Raw genomic sequence first — 18308 nt, 5'->3', positions numbered from 1 at the left:
AGGCTTTTTAAGAAAATTTAACTTATTGGAAAGAAAAACCTTCAAGATTGAGATTGTTTGCAGAAAGAGCAAGATCAAGACTAGACGTTTGATAATCTTGATCACGCTGTTTCAAGATATCTTTAGTCACATGACCAATCGCAATTTCACGTAATGCAACAACAGTTGGCTTGTCATTGTCCCACTCAACAGTAGGTTCGATACCTTGACGTGCCAATTGACGCGCGCGTTTGCTTGCCACTAGTACAAGCTCAAAGCGGTTGTCTACATGGTCTAAACAATCTTCAACGGTTACGCGTGCCATAAGAATTCTCGTTTGAATACAAATTTTTTAAATAGACTGTGAAGTATAAAATGCTTTCACGATAGACTCAAGTTTTAATCGACAGCTAACTCAAGATTGTGGCGTGATTAACTTTTCAATCAATGCTTGATGACGATTTGTCTGTTGCTGAATTTTCAAACGATTCGCATTAATTACAGACTCTAAATCGTGCAAAGCTTTATTAAAATCATCATTGATAATAATGTATTCAAAATTAACATATTGTTGCATATCAGCAACCGCACAGCTTAAGCGATGTTCAATTACTTCAACAGAATCTGTACCACGATTAGACAAACGCTGTCGTAAGTCAAACTGTGTCGGAGGGAGAATAAAGATTTGTTTGGATTCAGGAAAAATCTTACGAACTTGTTCAGCCCCTTGCCAATCAATTTCTAAAAGTACGTCATGGCCTTTTGCTAACTGATCTTTTACTGTGGCTTGAGCAGTACCGTAATAATTACCAAATACTTCAGCATATTCAATAAAACCGCCTTGATTCACTTGATCAAGAAAGTTTTCTTTTGAGGTAAAATGATAATGAACGCCGTCGAGTTCGCCAGGTCGTTGACCACGAGTCGTATGAGAAACTGAAACATGCAAATTACTAACACGTTCAAGTAGCGCTTTAACGAGAGATGTTTTGCCTGTTCCCGATGCCGCAGAAACGACAAACAATAGACCCGACATGATATTTTTCCTGATATGATAAAATATCTTCTCTATTTTAGAGTAGACGGCACACAAACAAAACAGTTTTTAACGGTTTTTATGATTTGTTTGTGTCTTATCGATTAAAATTATCCAAGCATTTAAGTGAGTATTGAGGGTTCTATGGAAATTGTATTGGCCAATCCACGTGGATTTTGTGCAGGTGTAGATCGTGCAATTGCCATCGTCAATCGTGCACTTGAATGTTTTAATCCGCCTATTTATGTCCGCCATGAAGTGGTACATAACAAATTTGTGGTGGATGACTTACGTCAACGTGGTGCGATTTTTGTCGATGAACTTGATGAAGTGCCTGACGATAATATTGTTATTTTTAGCGCACATGGTGTTTCAAAAGCGGTACAACAAGAAGCAGAACGCCGTGGCTTAAAAGTTTTTGATGCAACATGTCCTTTGGTCACTAAAGTTCATATCGAAGTGACTAAATATGCGCGAGAGGGAACGGAAGCAATTCTGATCGGTCATGAAGGACACCCAGAAGTCGAAGGGACAATGGGTCAATATGATAAAAAAAGTGGTGGTGAAATTTATTTAGTTGAAGATGAAGAAGATGTGGCTTCTTTAACTGTGAATCACCCAGAAAAAGTGGCTTTTGTAACACAGACGACACTGTCTATAGATGATACAGCAAAAGTTATTGATGCTTTACGTGCAAAATTTCCACAAATCCAAGGGCCACGTAAAGATGATATTTGTTATGCAACACAAAATCGTCAAGATGCAGTTCGAGATTTGGCTGAACAGTGTGATGTGGTTTTAGTTGTGGGTTCTCCAAACTCATCTAACTCAAATCGTTTGCGTGAACTCGCTGAGCGTATGGGGAAACATGCATACCTTGTAGATAATGCTGATGAGCTTCAACAAGTGTGGTTTAAAACGACAGATAAAATCGGTGTTACAGCGGGCGCATCTGCGCCTGAGATTTTGATTAAACAAGTCATTCAACGCTTACAAGACTGGGGTGCAACAGCGCCGCATGAACTCAATGGGCGTGAAGAAAACATTACATTTAGCTTGCCAAAAGAGTTACGCATACAAGTCACGCAAGCTTAAATTTAATCTAATTTTTTAGGCAGATAGCTGAATTTTTCAGTTATCTGCTTTTTTATGCCACTTATCCAACTTGTATTGGTTTTGTAATGAATTGGTCTATGATTTTAAATAGGGTAAAGTTTTGTTGCTATGGAGTTGCGATGCGAAATAATCGAGGATTCACCTTAATTGAGTTGATGGTGACGATAGCCATTTTGGCGATTATAGTTTCAATTGCTATACCTTCTTTTTCGGATTCGATACAAACTTATAGATCCAATCAAAGTAAAGAGCAAATGATGAAAGCTTTAAAGGAAGGGCGGAGTCGTGCAGCTGCACTTAAAGCTTCAGTTATGGTTTGTCCTAATAAGGATGGAGCTAATCAGCCGATTACCAAAACCATTTGTTTGACAAAATCAGGTGTTAGTAGCTCAGATGTTTCAAAGTATGGTGATAATCGGGTTGTTTTGGCAACTATAGATAAAGTGGTAGGTGTTAGTGGTGATATGAATGTTGTTTTTAGTGCGATAGGTTCATCATTGGATAGCGCAACTAGTATAAGTCCAAAAGCTAAAAAAATAGCATTATGTGGAAATAAAGAGTTATCTGAAATAACAATATCTATTTTAGGAGTAGTAACTTCTGAAAAAAAGGGAACATGCTCATGAATAATAAGAATAATCAATTAGGCATAGGCCTAGTGGAAGTTTTGGTTGCTTTGGTTTTACTTGCAATAGGCGTGCTAGGTTTTACTGCTTTACAGCTAAAAGCTGTTGATGCTACTGGTGAGGCTCTAACAAAGTCTCAAGCGACGCTAATTTTAAGAGGGTTAACAGAGAGTATTCGTGCAAACTCAAGTGGGCAGTCAAGTTACCCTGCTGCTGTAAAAAGCTATATAGGGGTAGGAGATAAGACTCCTTCAAAAAAATGTTTTAATTCAGTGTGTACTCCTGCAGAAATGGCTGCATATGATGCATATTTGGCTGCTGATGCAGCCTCCAAGCTTGGTATCAGTATAACAATGGCTGATTGCCCAGGAGTAGGTAATACAATAAAAAGACAATGTTTGTTTGCTGCTTGGGATGATACAGCAGCAAAATTAAAAGAGAATGATTATAGTGCTTGTATGAAAAACAATGGGATATACGAGTTTGCTGCTAAATGCTTAATGATGGAGGCATATTAAATGAAATGCCAATTAAGTAATGAAAGAATGGATTATCAGAAGGGTTTTACCTTAATAGAACTAATAGTTGCTCTTACTATTGGTCTTATTGTGAGTGCTGCTGCTTTGCAATTGTTTACGGGTGGTCTAATTACTACAAAAATGCAAGAAGCGAGTGCTGAACTACAAGATAGTGGTGTTTTTGGTGTTGAATATGTTGCACGAGATATTCGGTTGGCTAATTTTGGAAATATTAATAATCCCGTATTAGATACTACTACCCCTAAAGGAGGGATAGTATTTACAAGTGGTGAAGCTGCTGCAGGTAAAGCAAATTTGCAGTTAAAAGATGTGAGTTCAGGTTTGCTGACAAAATCAGGTGATGTGTCTGATACGAATTTAAGTAGTGATCAATTGACGATTCAGTTTCAAGCACCAAATAAAATGATGAATTGTGAGGGTAAAGAAGTACAGGCAAATGAATATGTTATTCAACGATATTTTCTTAGAGGAAATAGTGGTGAATTAGCATTAGCTTGTGATGCGAATACGCCAGGAAGTGCTGATCCTACAATTATTGGTTTAAGCGACTCTAATAATGGCGAAGTTATTATGCCAAGAGTTGATTTATTGAAATTTTATGTAGGAGCAAAGGTTGGTAATAACTTTAGTTATTACACAATTGAGCAGTTTAAAACAGCTGTAAATAGCGCCACTTCTCCGGACATTCCAAGAGTGGTGTCTATTCGAATGATGGTTTTAGTTCGTTCTAAAGATCCGATTACAAATAAAAATATTGATCCATCGAAAGAAAGTTTTAACTTCCCAGATGGCAAGGTGACGTTAAAAGATAAGGACACCAAATATTTACGTCGTTTATATACTACAAATATAGCTTTGCGAAATGGTTTGGGAGAAAAGATTTATGAAACATCAAATTAACTTAAGCCAACAAAAAGGTTCGACGATCATCGTTGTGATGATGATGTTGTTACTATTAACAGTTGTAGGAGTCATGGCGATTCGTACTTCTATGACAACATTGAATATAGCCACAAATGCACAGGTGAGTCAGCTTGCCAGTCAAACAGCAGATACACCAATTAATCAAATCTTTTTAGAGGACTTGAATAAACAAGTGAACCTTTCAAGTGTGGTTGGAAAAGCATTAAAAGACGTAGATACAGAACCAGGTAAGGAATATGTCTTTTGTTATAAGCCTAAAGGAAGCACTCGTTTTGGTTCAATAACATCAGTAGCGGTACTGAGAAGTACAGGTGGTAGCGTGGAGTTGGTTGAGGGAAGTACAGATAATTTTTGTAACTTAACCAGTGATTTTGGGAGTGCAAGGAAAGGCGTAGTTACACAAGTTGCTATTAAAATTCCGACAGATAGTTCTGATTTGCCTCCTTTGGCGTTATTGGCAAGGAATATTAATGTCAGTGGTGGGCAGAATATTCCTCAAGGAGTAACCGAACAAAAACGTATTCGAATGACAACGGTGGCTGTGATGCCAATATATGCTAAAAGTCTAACGGCAGCACAGGCTTGTCTTAAAAACAATCTCAATGATAATGCTGATACTGAAGTTAGTGCGAAACAAACTACCGCGCAATGTTTAGTGAATCTTGGTATTCCTGTAAATAGCCAAGTACAAGAGTTTAACCTACAAACGTTTTTAAAAATGGTTATAGCGCCAACATGATTAAGAGGAATGTTAAATGAAATCTAAAAAGTTAATGGCCTCAAATTATGACGGCAAACTCAAATATCCTAATAAAAATCTAATTGGACTCACAGCTTTCTTGAGCACATGGATGGTCGTCTCTTCAATAGCGCAGGCGACAGATTTGCAGATTTATGCTGCGCCTACAGCTGGGAAAAAAACGATTGTAATGATGTTGGACACTTCGGGGTCTATGGCATATTTTGATGATAGCAGATGTTATGACCAGTATGGATATCTTAATGGTTCTGGACAAGAGAGTGTTACTTCCGATATTCCATATAAAAGAAGATATTGTCAAAATTTGTTAGGGAAAAAAATTGCTGCATATGATCGGTTGACTCGATTAAAAGATGGGATGTTTGCATTTTTAAACAGTGAGGATGCTTCATTAAGATTAGTTCGTGTTGGTTTAGGAAATTATTCTGCTGGTGGGGATGGTCGAAGTGGTCAAATTTTAGTACCAGCAAAAGAATTAGGGGTAGTCGATTCTGACCAAAGAAAAGCTTTAAAGAATGCTATTAAAGGTTTGACAGCAGACGCTGGCACACCTACTGCACATGCTTATGCTGAGGCGGCAGCATATCTCATGGGTACGCGAACATTATCTTCTTTGTATTTAAATAATGCGCCAATGATTTTTACATATACAACGGGTGGTTGGAGGCCATCCACTTACTATTATCAGTGTAATCAATGGAATGGAGCTGCAACTGATTGTGTTTCTTGGAAAGAGGTAAGAAGTCCAGATATAAGTGGTTTAACATCCCAAGCGTGCACAATAGATGGAATAAGTGGTACATGCTATAAAAAAACAGGCACAATATTGTTTTCAAATGCTGATAGTGGATTTAGTAAATCCGCTGATACTACTAAAATCAGTGATAAGACTAGATATGAATCACCTTTACCTGCCGTCGAAGATAGACAGAGTTGTGATGGGCAAGGTGTTTATGTTCTTTCGGATGGTGCTGCGAATTCTACAACTGAGACTAAGGCCGGAGATTTAATGTCAGTCGCACTAGGGGCATACGGTAGTGGTTTTAGTTGTAGTAGCAGTGGTCTTGATGAAGCCAATGATAATGGTAGTCCTGGCGGTTGGCGGTGTATGGGAGAATTTGCTAAAAAATTATTTGATAAAACAAAGAATCCAACAGGTGTGTCTATCCAAACTGCTTTTGTTGGTTTTGGTAATGAAATGAATGATCTAAAGAATGGATATGTTGAGAATGCTTGTAGATTAAGTTCTCGTACACAAGATGATCGAACTTCAGATGACCAATGTTCACCGACAGCCCCAAGCTATAAAACGCCGAAACCAGGATATGGTAATGGTGGCTTCTTTATTGCGAAAGAATCAACAGAAATTACCAGTAGTGTAATACAATTTATTGATAATTTAGCGAAAAATCCGATTAGTCCGCTATCGACGGGGGCTATTTCTGTTCCAGTTGATGCATTAAGTCCACAAACATTTCAGTCATATGGTTATTTAAGGGCATTGGAGCCAAAACCTGGTACGCAGAATATTACGTGGACTGGAAACTTAAAAAAATATGACATTTTAGGTGGTGCATTAAAATCTGGCAATAATTTTGTTTTCCAAACAGATGGTAAGCTTAATCCTGTTTCTCAAGACCTTTGGAATAAAACATCTCTTAATGATGGTGAAGGAATTACAGTTGGAGGAGTATATTCCAAACTTAAGTTGCCAACTATTACAAGTCCAAATGGATTTAGATCATTATTTTCAGATATTAAAACTGTAGCATCGGATGGAGCAATTACGACTACAGATAAAAATTCAGATTTATTTTCAATTACCCAATCTGCAACGACTGGCGATCAGCTATTAGATAAATTTAAAACGGACGATAGACTGAAAAATTTACCTTTGAATATCCAATTAAAATTATTGAATTATTTGGGATATGACTTAAGTTTAAGTGCAATAAAACTTCCAGATAGTTTAAGTGCTCCTAAAGAATTATTTACTTCAATGGGCGCGAGTATTCATTCTTTCCCTGTACAAATGACTTATAAGGGAACACTAGATGCTGATGGGAATTTGAAGCCTACGCGTGATCAATCAGTACTCTATGGCAGTATGGAAGGCGCATTACGTATTGTGGATACAACGACTGGCGAAGAACAAATGACATTTGTTCCGACGGAAATTTTACAAGATGGAGAAGCATCAAAAGCACTTAGGAAAGGGGAATCAAGTACGAAGGGGGTTGCACAAGGTATTAATGGTCCTTGGGTATCAGACTCTGATTATACTGTGGTAAGCGAGAGTGATACAGAAACCTCTGTGAAAGCTAACAAAATGAATGTTTATGGTGGTATGCGTATGGGAGGGAAAAGCTATTATGGTTTAGATGTACTTAACCCAACCTCGCCGAAATTACTATTTAGGGTAATTGGGGGACAAGGTGATTATGCAAATATGGGGCAGACATGGTCTAAACCAGTATTAGCGAATATTCGTTATGATAATAAAATTACCAGAGTCATGATTGTTGGTGGTGGTTATGATCAGTGTTATGAGAATCCACGCTTTAAATTTGGCACTGCAAACCCTGCCGAATTTAATGGAGGTTGTAATAAAACGGTTGCTGAAGGAAATGCAGTTTATATTATCAATGCTAAAACTGGTGAGAGAATTTGGTGGGCGAGTAATACAGGTGCAAATACTAACAATGCAAATATGACTCATAGTATTGTAAGTCGTATTAGCACACTTGATCGTGACGGAGATGGACTTGTTGATCATTTGTATTTTGGCGATTTAGGAGGACAAGTATTTCGCGCTGACCTAAATAATGCAAAAGACACATCAACAGCAGCTTTGGGGAAAAGAGTTGTACGTTTAGCGAATTTAGCTACAAAAGCGGATGGGACAGTAATTAGTAATGGAGATCAACCTCGTTTTTATCAACCACCTACTTTGACTGTGCATGACCAAGGAGTCTCTACATTTGTTGTCGTTGGTATTGCTTCTGGAGATCGTAGTACACCATTGGATGTTTCTCCAGTTAAAGGTCGTGAATTAATGTTACCTTTAAAAGAGTTAACAGATCGTCCAACTAATAAAGTATATGGATTGATAGATCGAGATATCGCAGAGAAAGGTCTTTTTACAGGTGAACTAGATACTACAACAAAGACCTATAAGGATATTGAGTTAAAAACGATTGATATTACTTTAAAATATTTACAGGAAAATCCTCAAAAAATATCAGGTATAGTTGCTTCTAAGTTCTTTCCATATGCAAAAACTGGTTTGCAAGGTTGGTATCGTTCACTATCTAGTGATTATAATGGAGATCCAGTTGCAAATCGAACTTCTGGAGGGTTAAAGGCCTTTGAAGAAGAGCCTGTTGCTATGACAGGACGTTTGATTATGTCAGTGTATGATCCAGAAGGGACTGGAATTGATAATAAACAAAATCCTTGTCAACCTCGAACGATTGGTGAAAGTAATGTTCAGCAATTTTGCTTACCATTTGGAGCATGTTTAGACTCAGAAGGTAATGTTGATTGGGGTATTGAGAAAAATACAGGATTCCAAATAAAGGATGGTAGAAATCTCAATATATTAGGACCAGGGATTCAAGGAATTACTTTTGGTCCAGACGATACAAATAACGGTGGGAATACTGGTACTGGTACTAATTGTGGTGCTTTGACTTTGTTAGGTTTACAACAAGGGAAAGGAAGATGGGAATGTAATAAAATCCTAAATCCAATTCGATGGTATGAAAAATATGTTGAAGCTAAATAAAACTAATCAATATGGACCTGTGATAAGCAAAACTTATCACAGGAGGGATGATGGCTTTACATTGATAGAGATGATGGTTGTTGTGGTTGTTATTGCAATTTTAGCAGCAATTATTTATCCCAACTATCAAGATTATGTTAGAAGGGCGGCGGAGGCACAAGCTCAACAAGAAATGCAGAAAATTGCAGAGCAATTAGAGCGTTTTAAATCTAAGAATTTTACATATCAGAGTTTTGATTTAAAAAATGTATATAGTTTAAATTCTCCGGATGAAATAATGACCCCAATTGGTTCAACGGGAGATAAAATCAAATATAAAATTACAATCAAAGATTTATCAAATCCAAGTTTATCTCTTACAGCTTCAAATGCATCTGGTTTTGGTTGGGCTATTAAAGCGGAGAGTACAGATGTTAAGAACTATAACTTATTGATGACAAGTGAAGGGCTTCGCTGTAAAACAATAGATAGTGTAACGTATACTAATTGTACTGGTGGCGAAGTCGAGTCATGGTGATACATATGAAACAAAAAGGATTTACATTAATTGAAGTGTTAATTGTAATTGTCATTATAGGTATTCTAGCAACAATTGCTTATCCTTCTTACAAAGATTATGTAATTAAGACAAATCGAACAGATGTGCAAAGCGAAATGCTGAAAATTAATCAAAATTTGTCTAGTTATAAAATGGCAAAAGGGACTTATAAAGACGCACAGCTTCAAAATAGTACACTTGAAGAAAATTATCCAGTTACTGGAACTGCAAATTACAAAATAAAATTGGATATTTCTTCTGATAATTTGGCATGGACTTTAACCGCTAACCCAATTTCGGGTTCAAAACAAGATGGAAACGGTAGTGTTATCTTAAATAACCAAGATCAGAAGTGTTGGACCAAAGGTTCTACATGTACCCCAACAGCCACCTCAAACTGGGATGGTAATTAAAAACAAATTCAAAATTGTGGATAAATAAATTTTGATCTTTCTTTCGCTGTAAAGATAACGTAAAATACTGCCCTCTATGAAAGGGGTTTGAAATGTGCCGATGGTCGGTACAGGGATAATCCGTAAAAACTATAAGGTTCTATCATGGTTGTAATTCGTCTAGCACGCGGTGGTGCTAAAAAACGTCCGTTCTATCAAGTAATCGTAACTGATAGCCGTAATGCACGTGACGGTCGTTTCATCGAACGTATTGGTTTCTTTAACCCTACAGCTCAAGGTAAAGCAGAAAAACTTCGTTTAGATGCTGACCGTTTTGCTCATTGGATCGCTCAAGGCGCTCAACCGTCTGAACGTGTTGCTTCTTTAGCTGCTCAAGCTAAGAAAGCTGCTGCTACTGCATAATTAAATTTTTAATTAGGCAGTAAGCCCATGACACCAGCACAGAATGTGCCCGAAGATCGTATACAGATTGGACAGCTACGTTCAGCATATGGATTAAATGGGTGGCTCTGGGTCTATTCCAATACAGAACCTATGAGTAATATTTTTGACTATCTGCCTTGGTACATAGAAACCAAAGCAGGTTGGCAAATGATAGATGTAAAACGTTGGAAACCACATGGCAAAGGCTTGGTTGTTTCGTTAAAAGGTGTGAGTGATCGTACCGCAGCGGATAATCTCGTTGGTGCAAATGTCTGGATTTCAAAATCGCAACTGCCTCAAGCAGGCGTGGACGAGTATTACTGGTCAGATTTAAAAGGCTTAACAGTGTTAGGTTTAGATGATGAAGAACAGGAAGTGAATCTTGGTAAAATCCACGAATTGTTTGAAACAGGTGCCAATGATGTGATGGTGGTTCGCGCAACCCCAGAAAGCATTGATGGCGAAGAGCGAATGATTCCATGGCATAAAGATGTGGTACAGCGTGTTGATCTCGAAGCTGGTCGTATCTACGTGAATTGGGGCGTAGATTATTAATCCTTTAAGGATGAACGCAGCAGGAAAATAGAGGAGTCTGCGATGTTTTTTGCAGTCATTACGCTTTTTCCTGAAATGTTTGAAGCGATTACAGCGTACGGCATTAGCGGGCGCGCAGCAAAACGTGAGCTTGTACAGGTCCATTGTATAAATCCACGGGAGTTTGCAGAGGGCAACTATAAAAGAGTGGATGAACGTCCATTTGGTGGTGGTCCTGGTATGGTGATGATGGCTGAGCCTTTGGCAAAAGCAATTCACCGTGCTAAAGAGCTTGCAAAGCAAGCAGGTGCAGTTCATGTTCCTGTGGTGTATATGTCACCCCAAGGAAAAACCTTAAACGAAACTGCAGTACAACAATTCATTGAATATGATGGATTAATTGTACTCTGTGGACGCTATGAAGGTGTTGATGAGCGTTTGATCCAAAAATATGTTGATCAAGAATGGTCAATAGGTGATTACGTATTGTCAGGTGGAGAGTTACCTGCGATGGTTTTATTGGACAGTATTATTCGACGTTTGCCGAATACAATGTCTGATAAACAATCAGCAATACAAGACTCATTTGTGGATGGTCTTTTAGATTGCCCGCAATATACCAAGCCAGATCATTTTGAAGGTTTGGATGTGCCTGAAATCTTAAAATCAGGGCATCATGCAAATATTGAGAAATGGCGTTTTTTGCAGCGTTATCAGCGAACTTTAGAGCGTCGACCCGAGTTGGTTGAAAAAGTTGAGCTGACGAAGCAGCAAAAAAAATGGCTAAAAGATGAGCAAGGTAATAACCGTTAAAAGTTGTTGTCCGAGCACAAGACGAGAAGCATTGCTTCGAGTTGGTATTTAAATAAAGTTTTAAATACTCTTTAATAGGCTTTTTATGCATTGAAGTGGTCAAGCGTAAAGAGAAATATAATCGGGTTGATATGCGCTTAGCCTCTATCCCCAGCGGAATTCAGACCTCTTCTGAGCCGCAATATTGGAGATTCCCACAATGAGTGGTAAACATCCTTTAGTTCAAGCTGTTGAAAATGCACAGTTAAAACAAGACATTCCTGCTTTTGCACCTGGTGATACAGTTATCGTTCAGGTAAAAGTAAAAGAGGGTGATCGTGAACGTCTTCAAGCATTTGAAGGTGTTGTAATCGCGAAGAAAAACCGCGGTTTAAACTCTGCTTTCACTGTACGTAAAATTTCTAGCGGTGTTGGTGTTGAACGTGTTTTCCAAACACATTCACCAGTTGTTGCTAAAATCGAAGTGAAACGTCGTGGTGACGTTCGTCGTGCTAAACTTTATTACCTACGTGAATTGTCAGGTAAAGCTGCACGTATTCGTGAAAAGTTACCAGCGCGTAAACAAGGTTAATTTAAACTTTGTTTTAAAGCAAAAAATGCGCCGTTTGGCGCATTTTTTATGTCTAAATAAAATTATAAACCTTGTAGTTTTAATCGATTTGCATGTTGGCGATAAACAGAAACAGGATTCGCAGCAAATAAACCACGGATTCCTAGCACCTGATTCACCTCGTCAAGGTGGTTCCAATCATAATTATCCCGAATAACTTTACCAAAACGAGCATTACAGCGTGGAACTAAGCCATCATTGTCTAAACTACCGTAAGAAATAGGCCCTAAAACAGCAATGGCACTATCAACGACATCTAATATATTGGTGACTTGTGAAGTTCCAGTCCAAGAGTAGTAGTAGACACCATTATAAGATGCTGCACCATTTTCAGAACAACTGCTGGCAAGGGCAGGAGTCGGGTAGCGTTGATTGAAAGCATTTGAACCTTGTTGGCTGATGGATGTCAGTGAAGCATTCAAATTACTTTTCAGTCCAGTATTGCCCTGAGAAAAGGCAATAATAGGGCCAATGATATAGTTGGTTGCAATACTTAGGAATTGAGCACCTCCTTTATTTGCTAATAGATCATCTGCAACTTTTGATCCTCTAAACGTTGCGCCAACACCTGTTAAAGATGCCACATATCCAGGTTTAACAATTTCAATATAACGGATCGTTGGACCACCATGGCTATGACCAATTAAATTGACTTTGCTTTTACCTGTTAATGCTCTGACATCTTCAACTTGTGCGAGTAATTGTTCTCCCCGAACCTCTGTAGACTCAAGTGGTGAAATTTGAGCAGCAAATACTGTTGAACCATTACGAGCGAGATCAGGTAAAATTTGATACCAATAATCAAGCCCAAATGCAGCGACACCTAAGCGACTAAATCCAAACATCCCATGTGTAAATAAGATGGGGTATTTGGTTTTTGCATAATCGGATTGAACGGATGCAGTCACTTGTTGTACTCCTGGAGCAGCATGTGCAGAGCCAATACCGATTGCCCCGCAGAGTGCAGAAATAGAACAAAGTAGTGCATATTTTTTGTTTTTTAACATTTATATTTCATCCTGAAAAAATGTTGAGTGTCGATATATCAGTTTAGGGCATCGTTATCCCTAATCGGCAAATGGTAATTTCCCTCCTTCATCATGAACTTTTTCAAAGGTTTGTAGTCGTATGTAATCTTGTTGATTGCTAAACTGTTGTGATTTTAATTGTGAAACAGCGCTTTGTTTTGCAGCATCACTCATTGATGAGCTATTGATGATCGTGTCACGTGCAGCTAAATATTGATTGACTTTGCTTTTCCAATCGCTACGTTGTACATCAAGTGCTTCTAGGCGTTGAGTTGCTTCAGCACCGACTAAATTGGTACGCATTTGATGTAATTCTTCAGCTGAACCACCACGTGCTTTAATTTCAGAGGTGAGCTTCCTGAGATCTTCAAGTTGAGAAATTTGTTGTAAGTTTTCTTTCCAGTCTTCAGGGAGTTGGTTAAATAATTGCTTTAATTTTTCAGCTTTTTCAGTTGCAGATAAATCCTTATCGTCCATCACTTGCATACGATCAAGGGTATATTGATCATAAATATCTTGTGTGCCAAATAAACCTTGAATTTCATAATCAGAAAAGAACTTTTTTCTCAAACTCTGAGTATTGTCCACAATCTGTTGATAATACTTCGGACTGTCTTTGTCTGCTGTAGGTGGCTGTAGATCACCCAATTTGCTACGATAATCTACATAGCGTGCCCATAGGTCGGTTAATTGCGATAAAACAGGTTCTTTATAGCTGGCTTTGATGTAAGCAAGGAAATCCGCTTTAATCTGATCAAGTGTTTTTTCGCCATATTGAGTAATAAAATACTCAAAACAATCTTTGGTTTGTTCATTCACCATTAAGCGATTTGAGCGGTCTACACGAATCTGACAATTGACTTGGGTATCTTGTTGGCTTTTACTGGAAAAGGATTGTGCTTGAGCCGTTGAGAGCGTCGTAGGCACCATTTGTCCTAGCGCTTGCTTGGCAAACTTTTCTGAAGATGTTTGCAGATCATTATTTGACTGTTTTGGTGGTTTTAGCCAAAAAATAAAAGCAAACAATGTCACAATAATTAAAACAATTGCTATACATAGCAACTTTTTGCTTGCTTCCTGCATGTAAGTCCTTTGATTTATATTGTTTTTCTGGTTAAAAAATAATCGGCTATAAATATTTATTTTGCAAGGGAGAAAATTGTAAAAATAGGTAAATGGATTTGTTAGAATAAGCACACATTGTTCCGATTACACAATATGTCTGCAAAATCGCCAAAAATTCAACGTCGTCATATTAGTGGCGTTTTTTTATTGAATAAGCCATTAGGAATCAGTTCGAACGCTGCGCTACAAAAAGTACGCTGGTTGTATCGTGCACAGAAAGCTGGTCATACTGGTGCGCTCGACCCACTTGCATCTGGTTTATTACCCATCTGTTTAGGAGAGGCGACCAAATTTTCACACTATTTGCTTGATTCAGCGAAGCGTTATCTTACGACGATTCAGCTTGGACATAGCACGACCACAGGCGATGTTGAAGGTGAGGTGTTATTAGAAAAAACAGTACCTGTGCTCACAGAAGAAATGATTCAACTGGTGTTAGCGCAATTTAAAGGCGATATTCAACAAGTTCCACCGATGTATTCTGCATTAAAGAAAGAAGGTCGTCCTTTGTATGAATTGGCTCGTAAAGGGATTGAGATTGAGCGTGAAGCTCGCCCGATCCACATTTATGCCATTCAGTTAATCAAATTTTCAGAAAATACAATGACTTTAGATGTGACATGCTCTAAAGGAACTTATATTCGTGTATTAGGTGAAGATATTGCTCAAGCACTTGGAACCTATGGGCATTTGGTCTATTTGCATCGAATTCAAACAGGGCATTTTGAACTCAATCCAAGTTATACCATTGAATATTTGGAAAGTTTAACTGAACAAGAGCGTGAAACCTTGTTGCTACCAGTTTATGCACCAATCGACCATTTCACCAAAGTCCAAGCACCAGAAGGGCGTGCAGAATATTTTAGCCGTGGTATGGAAAGTAATATAGACCATGAAGCTGATGCAGAAGTGCTGGTTTTTGATGGTGAAAAATGCTTAGGTTTGGCTGAAATCACTGATAGAAAGCGTTTAGTACCTAAGCGTGTTTTAAATCTCTAATTTGAGTAAGTTGTATGGAATTGGAAATTATTGTTAGCCTGATTTTTTTCGCCTTTTGTGCAGGAGCAATCGATGCGGCTGTGGGTGGAGGAGGCTTAATACAAATTCCAGCGTTGATGGGAGCATTGCCTCATTATCCAACAGCAACGGTTTTTGGTACCAATAAGCTCGCTTCAATTTGTGGTACAGCCTCGGCAGCATTTTCTTATTTAAGACAAGTTAAAATTCAGTGGAAGCTTTTGGCTGTTATTGCCGTGACGGCTTTTATCAGTTCTTTTGGTGGTGCAGCTTGTGTGTCACTGATTCCACAGGAAATTTTACGTCCGTTTGTGTTGTTCATGTTGATCATGATTGCGATTTATACTTTTTTTAAAAAGCAATTTGGACAAGTACATTTTCAGCAAGAAATCACCAATAAAATGTTACTGATTGCAGGCGTTGGTGGTTTGGCGATCGGTTTTTATGATGGAATTTTTGGGCCGGGAACAGGTAGTTTCTTTATTTTCTACTTCATCCGTTATTTAAAAGTTGATTTTTTACATGCATCAGCATTGTCGAAAATTGGTAATTTTATGACTAACTTTGCAGCCTTAAGCTTCTTTATTCCAACAGGACATGTGCTGTTTCAACTCGGCTTAATGATGGCTATTGCCAATGTTTGTGGTTCATTGGTTGGGGTGAAAATGGCTTTGAAATACGGTAGTGGCTTTATTCGTATTCTATTTTTAATTTTAGTCAGTGTGTTAATTTGTCGTTTGGCCTATCAAATGTTTATGGGCTAACCTCGTTTGATGCGTAAGCGTTTCGATACAAAAAATTTCATTTAATGACGGTGTTTTTTTAATCACTCTTTTATGATGTTATGTTTATTAAATCAATTTTATTGGATTTAATGAGGGAATTGTCACAAAAGAGGGATTTGAATGGATATTTTTGAAGCATTAAAAGTGAGTCACGACGTTCAAAGGGATTTATCTGAGAAATTAGTTGAAACATCAGGTGATACTTCTGAGCGCCGTGAGATATTTGCACTACTTAAAAATGAATTATTTGCACACGCTGTTGCAGAAGATCGTTATTTTTATATTCCATTGATGATGACGGATTCAGGATTGAATATGACGCGTCACGCACTTTCAGAGCATCGTGCAATGGATGAAATATTAAAATCTTTAACTGAAACTGATTTTAGCCATTCTCGTTGGTTAGTACTGGCGAAGAAACTCTTTGAAACGGTACATCAGCATTTACAACAAGAGGAATATCGTTTTTTTCAACAAGCGAGTAAAATTTTGGATGATAACCAAAAGAGGCTACTTGCAAAAAAGTATCAAGCTGAATATAAAAAATATAAGGCAAAACACAAAGATGCGCTTATAGATTCATCCCAATAAATTTTACATTTTTGAATCATAGATGGTTAAAAAGATGGAGTATTCCATCTTTTTATGTATTGAGTATCTGGGAAACTCAAGATGATAAATGATAGAAAATTACTGTTTATAAATCATGAGAATCTTGTTTAGATCTAAACGTCACACCTATAGAGGCGAGCATAATGCAAACTAAGGCAATGCATTGCCATAAGCTAATCTGTTCTTTTAATAAGAAGAAACCTGCAATTGCTCCTAAGGCGGGAGATAAGCTTGAAAGTGTTCCATAGCTGAGCTTACTTAAACGTTTTAAAGCCATCAAATCGAGTGCGTAGGGAATTGCAGTGGCTAATAACGCAATCAGTAAGGCTTTACCCCAATATTCAGTTTTGAGTAGGGCTTCAGGATTGTGTACAGCACTGATGGGTAACATGACCAGTGCTGATAATACGATCGCGATACTGAGGGCATGCATACCAATATTTTGACGAACCACCCTTTGCCCATAATAGATATAGATCGCCCAACAAATCCCTGCACCCAATGCAAAAGCTGCACCTAGATATGAAAAATTATGTGCTGTTGCATCTTGCCATGGCACCATTAGGGCAACACCAATAATGGCAAGCAAGACCCAGAGATAATCACTTTTTTGTTTAATCGAGAGTAATGCCAATGTAAGCGGGCCAAGGAACTCTAATCCTACGGCAATTCCCTGTGGTAATTTACCTAAGGATGCATAGAACAAGACATTCATTAAACATACAGAACCACTATAAAGTAATAAGTCTTTCCATCTTAAATACGGCAAACGTTTAATGATTTTCCAAGATCTAAACATTAAAACAATGAGAATAGAGGCAAAACATAATCTCAAGGTAACGACCGTAAGTGGATCTAAAACTTCAAAAAGCTGTTTAGCAAATGATGCACTGATTTGGTACGCAACCATGGACAAAACCATGAAGAGTACAGCAGTAAGATGAGAGTTCTGCATAAGTATAAAAGTGTAGGGTTCTTGAGCGATTTTATCATTAGTCGATAATAAAGCGACTATTTATAAAGTTTATATCGAAAGATAAAATATTTGCTTGGAGATTGGAAATTCTACGCTATGATGAAGAGAATAAATTATAGATACATCACATAAATTAAATTTTAAAAGATGTAAGTAGGGTGGTTAATGATGAATTTAGAAAGAATAGATCAAGCTTTACTAAAACAAGCTGAATCCGGAGATCCTGCAGCGCAATTTGAAGTGTCTATGCAACTCCCGCCAGAGCACGAACAGCATATTTCATTGTTGAAATCCGCAGCGCAGAATGGGCATGAGCAAGCAATACTTTGTATGGCGACACATGAGCGACAACAGCAAAATATTGAAGGCACTTTATTTTGGTTAAATCAGGCAAAAGACTTAAATAATGCGAAAGCTTATTTTCTTTTGGCTGAAATTTTTAAAGTAGGCGAAGGCGTCTCTTTAGACTTACAGCAGAGTCTTGAATACTATAAAAGTGCAGCAGATTTAGGCGATATTGATGCAGCTTTTGAATTATTTAAAATCTACAATGAAGGAATTGGTGTAAAAAAAGATCGAGAAATTGCTGAGAAATATTTAAATCTGGCAAAGCAAAATCAACATATCGAAGCTGCTTCTATTGAGCTGGAATGACTGATTAATTGAT

General features: G+C 37.8%; 21 protein-coding genes. 16 read left to right on the top strand and 5 right to left on the bottom strand.

Features of this window, described 5'->3' with window-relative positions; genetic code table 11:
* Positions 1-22 precede the first annotated feature (22 nt).
* Positions 23-304, bottom strand: a complete 282-nt coding sequence (gene rpoZ / locus ACY45D_RS16005; RefSeq protein WP_004718302.1) for a DNA-directed RNA polymerase subunit omega — start codon at positions 302-304, stop codon at positions 23-25.
* Positions 305-394: 90 nt separating this feature from the next.
* Positions 395-1015 (bottom strand): guanylate kinase, encoded by a 621-nt coding sequence (gmk, locus tag ACY45D_RS16000; RefSeq protein ID WP_463107605.1) that lies wholly within the window; start codon positions 1013-1015, stop codon positions 395-397.
* A gap of 144 nt (positions 1016-1159) precedes the next feature.
* Between gmk and ispH the strand changes: the two genes are divergently transcribed.
* The 12 genes from ispH (at position 1160) to rplS (ending at position 12059) form a co-directional block, all read left to right on the top strand.
* Positions 1160-2110 (top strand): 4-hydroxy-3-methylbut-2-enyl diphosphate reductase, encoded by a 951-nt coding sequence (ispH, locus tag ACY45D_RS15995; RefSeq protein ID WP_463107604.1) that lies wholly within the window; start codon positions 1160-1162, stop codon positions 2108-2110.
* A 140-nt stretch (positions 2111-2250) separates the two neighbouring features.
* On the top strand, positions 2251-2757 hold the full coding sequence (locus ACY45D_RS15990; RefSeq protein WP_463107603.1) for a pilus assembly FimT family protein: 507 nt from the start codon (positions 2251-2253) through the stop codon (positions 2755-2757).
* On the top strand, positions 2754-3275 hold the full coding sequence (gene pilV, locus ACY45D_RS15985; RefSeq protein ID WP_463107602.1) for a type IV pilus modification protein PilV: 522 nt from the start codon (positions 2754-2756) through the stop codon (positions 3273-3275). Before ACY45D_RS15990 ends, pilV begins: the two co-directional genes overlap by 4 nt.
* A complete protein-coding gene (locus ACY45D_RS15980; RefSeq protein ID WP_463107601.1) occupies positions 3276-4196 on the top strand; it encodes a PilW family protein in 921 nt (306 codons plus the stop codon).
* Positions 4180-4959: a pilus assembly PilX family protein gene (locus tag ACY45D_RS15975; protein ID WP_463107600.1), complete on the top strand. Its 780-nt coding sequence runs from the start codon at positions 4180-4182 to the stop codon at positions 4957-4959. The genes ACY45D_RS15980 and ACY45D_RS15975 overlap by 17 nt, the downstream gene beginning before the upstream one ends.
* Before the next feature lie 34 nt (positions 4960-4993).
* A complete protein-coding gene (locus ACY45D_RS15970) occupies positions 4994-8767 on the top strand; it encodes a PilC/PilY family type IV pilus protein (RefSeq protein WP_463109501.1) in 3774 nt (1257 codons plus the stop codon).
* The gene (locus ACY45D_RS15965; RefSeq protein ID WP_463107599.1) at positions 8751-9284 is read left to right on the top strand and encodes a type IV pilin protein; all 534 of its coding nucleotides are present in this window, start codon (positions 8751-8753) and stop codon (positions 9282-9284) included. Before ACY45D_RS15970 ends, ACY45D_RS15965 begins: the two co-directional genes overlap by 17 nt.
* Positions 9285-9289: 5 nt before the next feature.
* Positions 9290-9718, top strand: coding sequence for a type IV pilin protein (locus tag ACY45D_RS15960; protein ID WP_463107598.1), 429 nt, complete (start codon positions 9290-9292; stop codon positions 9716-9718).
* 144 nt (positions 9719-9862) lie between these two features.
* The gene (gene rpsP, locus ACY45D_RS15955; protein ID WP_010113423.1) at positions 9863-10120 is read left to right on the top strand and encodes a 30S ribosomal protein S16; all 258 of its coding nucleotides are present in this window, start codon (positions 9863-9865) and stop codon (positions 10118-10120) included.
* A gap of 27 nt (positions 10121-10147) precedes the next feature.
* A complete protein-coding gene (rimM, locus tag ACY45D_RS15950; RefSeq protein WP_463107597.1) occupies positions 10148-10696 on the top strand; it encodes a ribosome maturation factor RimM in 549 nt (182 codons plus the stop codon).
* A 42-nt stretch (positions 10697-10738) separates the two neighbouring features.
* The gene (gene trmD, locus ACY45D_RS15945) at positions 10739-11488 is read left to right on the top strand and encodes a tRNA (guanosine(37)-N1)-methyltransferase TrmD (protein WP_463107596.1); all 750 of its coding nucleotides are present in this window, start codon (positions 10739-10741) and stop codon (positions 11486-11488) included.
* A 199-nt stretch (positions 11489-11687) separates the two neighbouring features.
* Complete coding sequence (gene rplS, locus ACY45D_RS15940) at positions 11688-12059, top strand: 50S ribosomal protein L19 (RefSeq protein WP_010113417.1); 372 nt, start codon at positions 11688-11690, stop codon at positions 12057-12059.
* Between the two features lie 62 nt (positions 12060-12121).
* Here the strand turns inward: rplS and ACY45D_RS15935 are convergent, their stop codons facing one another.
* Together ACY45D_RS15935 and ACY45D_RS15930 are read right to left on the bottom strand one after the other, a co-directional pair.
* Positions 12122-13105 (bottom strand): lipase family alpha/beta hydrolase, encoded by a 984-nt coding sequence (locus ACY45D_RS15935; RefSeq protein ID WP_463107595.1) that lies wholly within the window; start codon positions 13103-13105, stop codon positions 12122-12124.
* A 60-nt stretch (positions 13106-13165) separates the two neighbouring features.
* On the bottom strand, positions 13166-14209 hold the full coding sequence (locus ACY45D_RS15930) for a lipase secretion chaperone (RefSeq protein ID WP_463107594.1): 1044 nt from the start codon (positions 14207-14209) through the stop codon (positions 13166-13168).
* Positions 14210-14344: 135 nt separating this feature from the next.
* Here ACY45D_RS15930 and truB point away from each other — a divergent pair, with 135 nt between their 5' ends.
* The 3 genes from truB (at position 14345) to ACY45D_RS15915 (ending at position 16644) form a co-directional block, all read left to right on the top strand.
* The gene (truB, locus tag ACY45D_RS15925) at positions 14345-15250 is read left to right on the top strand and encodes a tRNA pseudouridine(55) synthase TruB (protein ID WP_463107593.1); all 906 of its coding nucleotides are present in this window, start codon (positions 14345-14347) and stop codon (positions 15248-15250) included.
* A gap of 14 nt (positions 15251-15264) precedes the next feature.
* Complete coding sequence (locus ACY45D_RS15920) at positions 15265-16032, top strand: sulfite exporter TauE/SafE family protein (RefSeq protein ID WP_463107592.1); 768 nt, start codon at positions 15265-15267, stop codon at positions 16030-16032.
* Between the two features lie 141 nt (positions 16033-16173).
* Positions 16174-16644, top strand: coding sequence for a hemerythrin domain-containing protein (locus ACY45D_RS15915; RefSeq protein WP_463107591.1), 471 nt, complete (start codon positions 16174-16176; stop codon positions 16642-16644).
* Between the two features lie 106 nt (positions 16645-16750).
* Here the strand turns inward: ACY45D_RS15915 and ACY45D_RS15910 are convergent, their stop codons facing one another.
* Positions 16751-17620 carry an EamA family transporter gene (locus ACY45D_RS15910; protein ID WP_463107590.1) on the bottom strand — a complete coding sequence of 290 codons (870 nt, stop codon included), beginning with the start codon at positions 17618-17620 and terminating at the stop codon, positions 16751-16753.
* Between the two features lie 186 nt (positions 17621-17806).
* Between ACY45D_RS15910 and ACY45D_RS15905 the strand changes: the two genes are divergently transcribed.
* Complete coding sequence (locus ACY45D_RS15905; protein WP_463107589.1) at positions 17807-18295, top strand: tetratricopeptide repeat protein; 489 nt, start codon at positions 17807-17809, stop codon at positions 18293-18295.
* Positions 18296-18308: the final 13 nt, after the last annotated feature.

This window comes from Acinetobacter sp. BZX-2 (genome assembly GCF_055179795.1).
The sequence above is the reverse complement of the archived record's forward strand: the minus strand, read 5'-3'. Positions and strand labels throughout refer to the sequence as shown.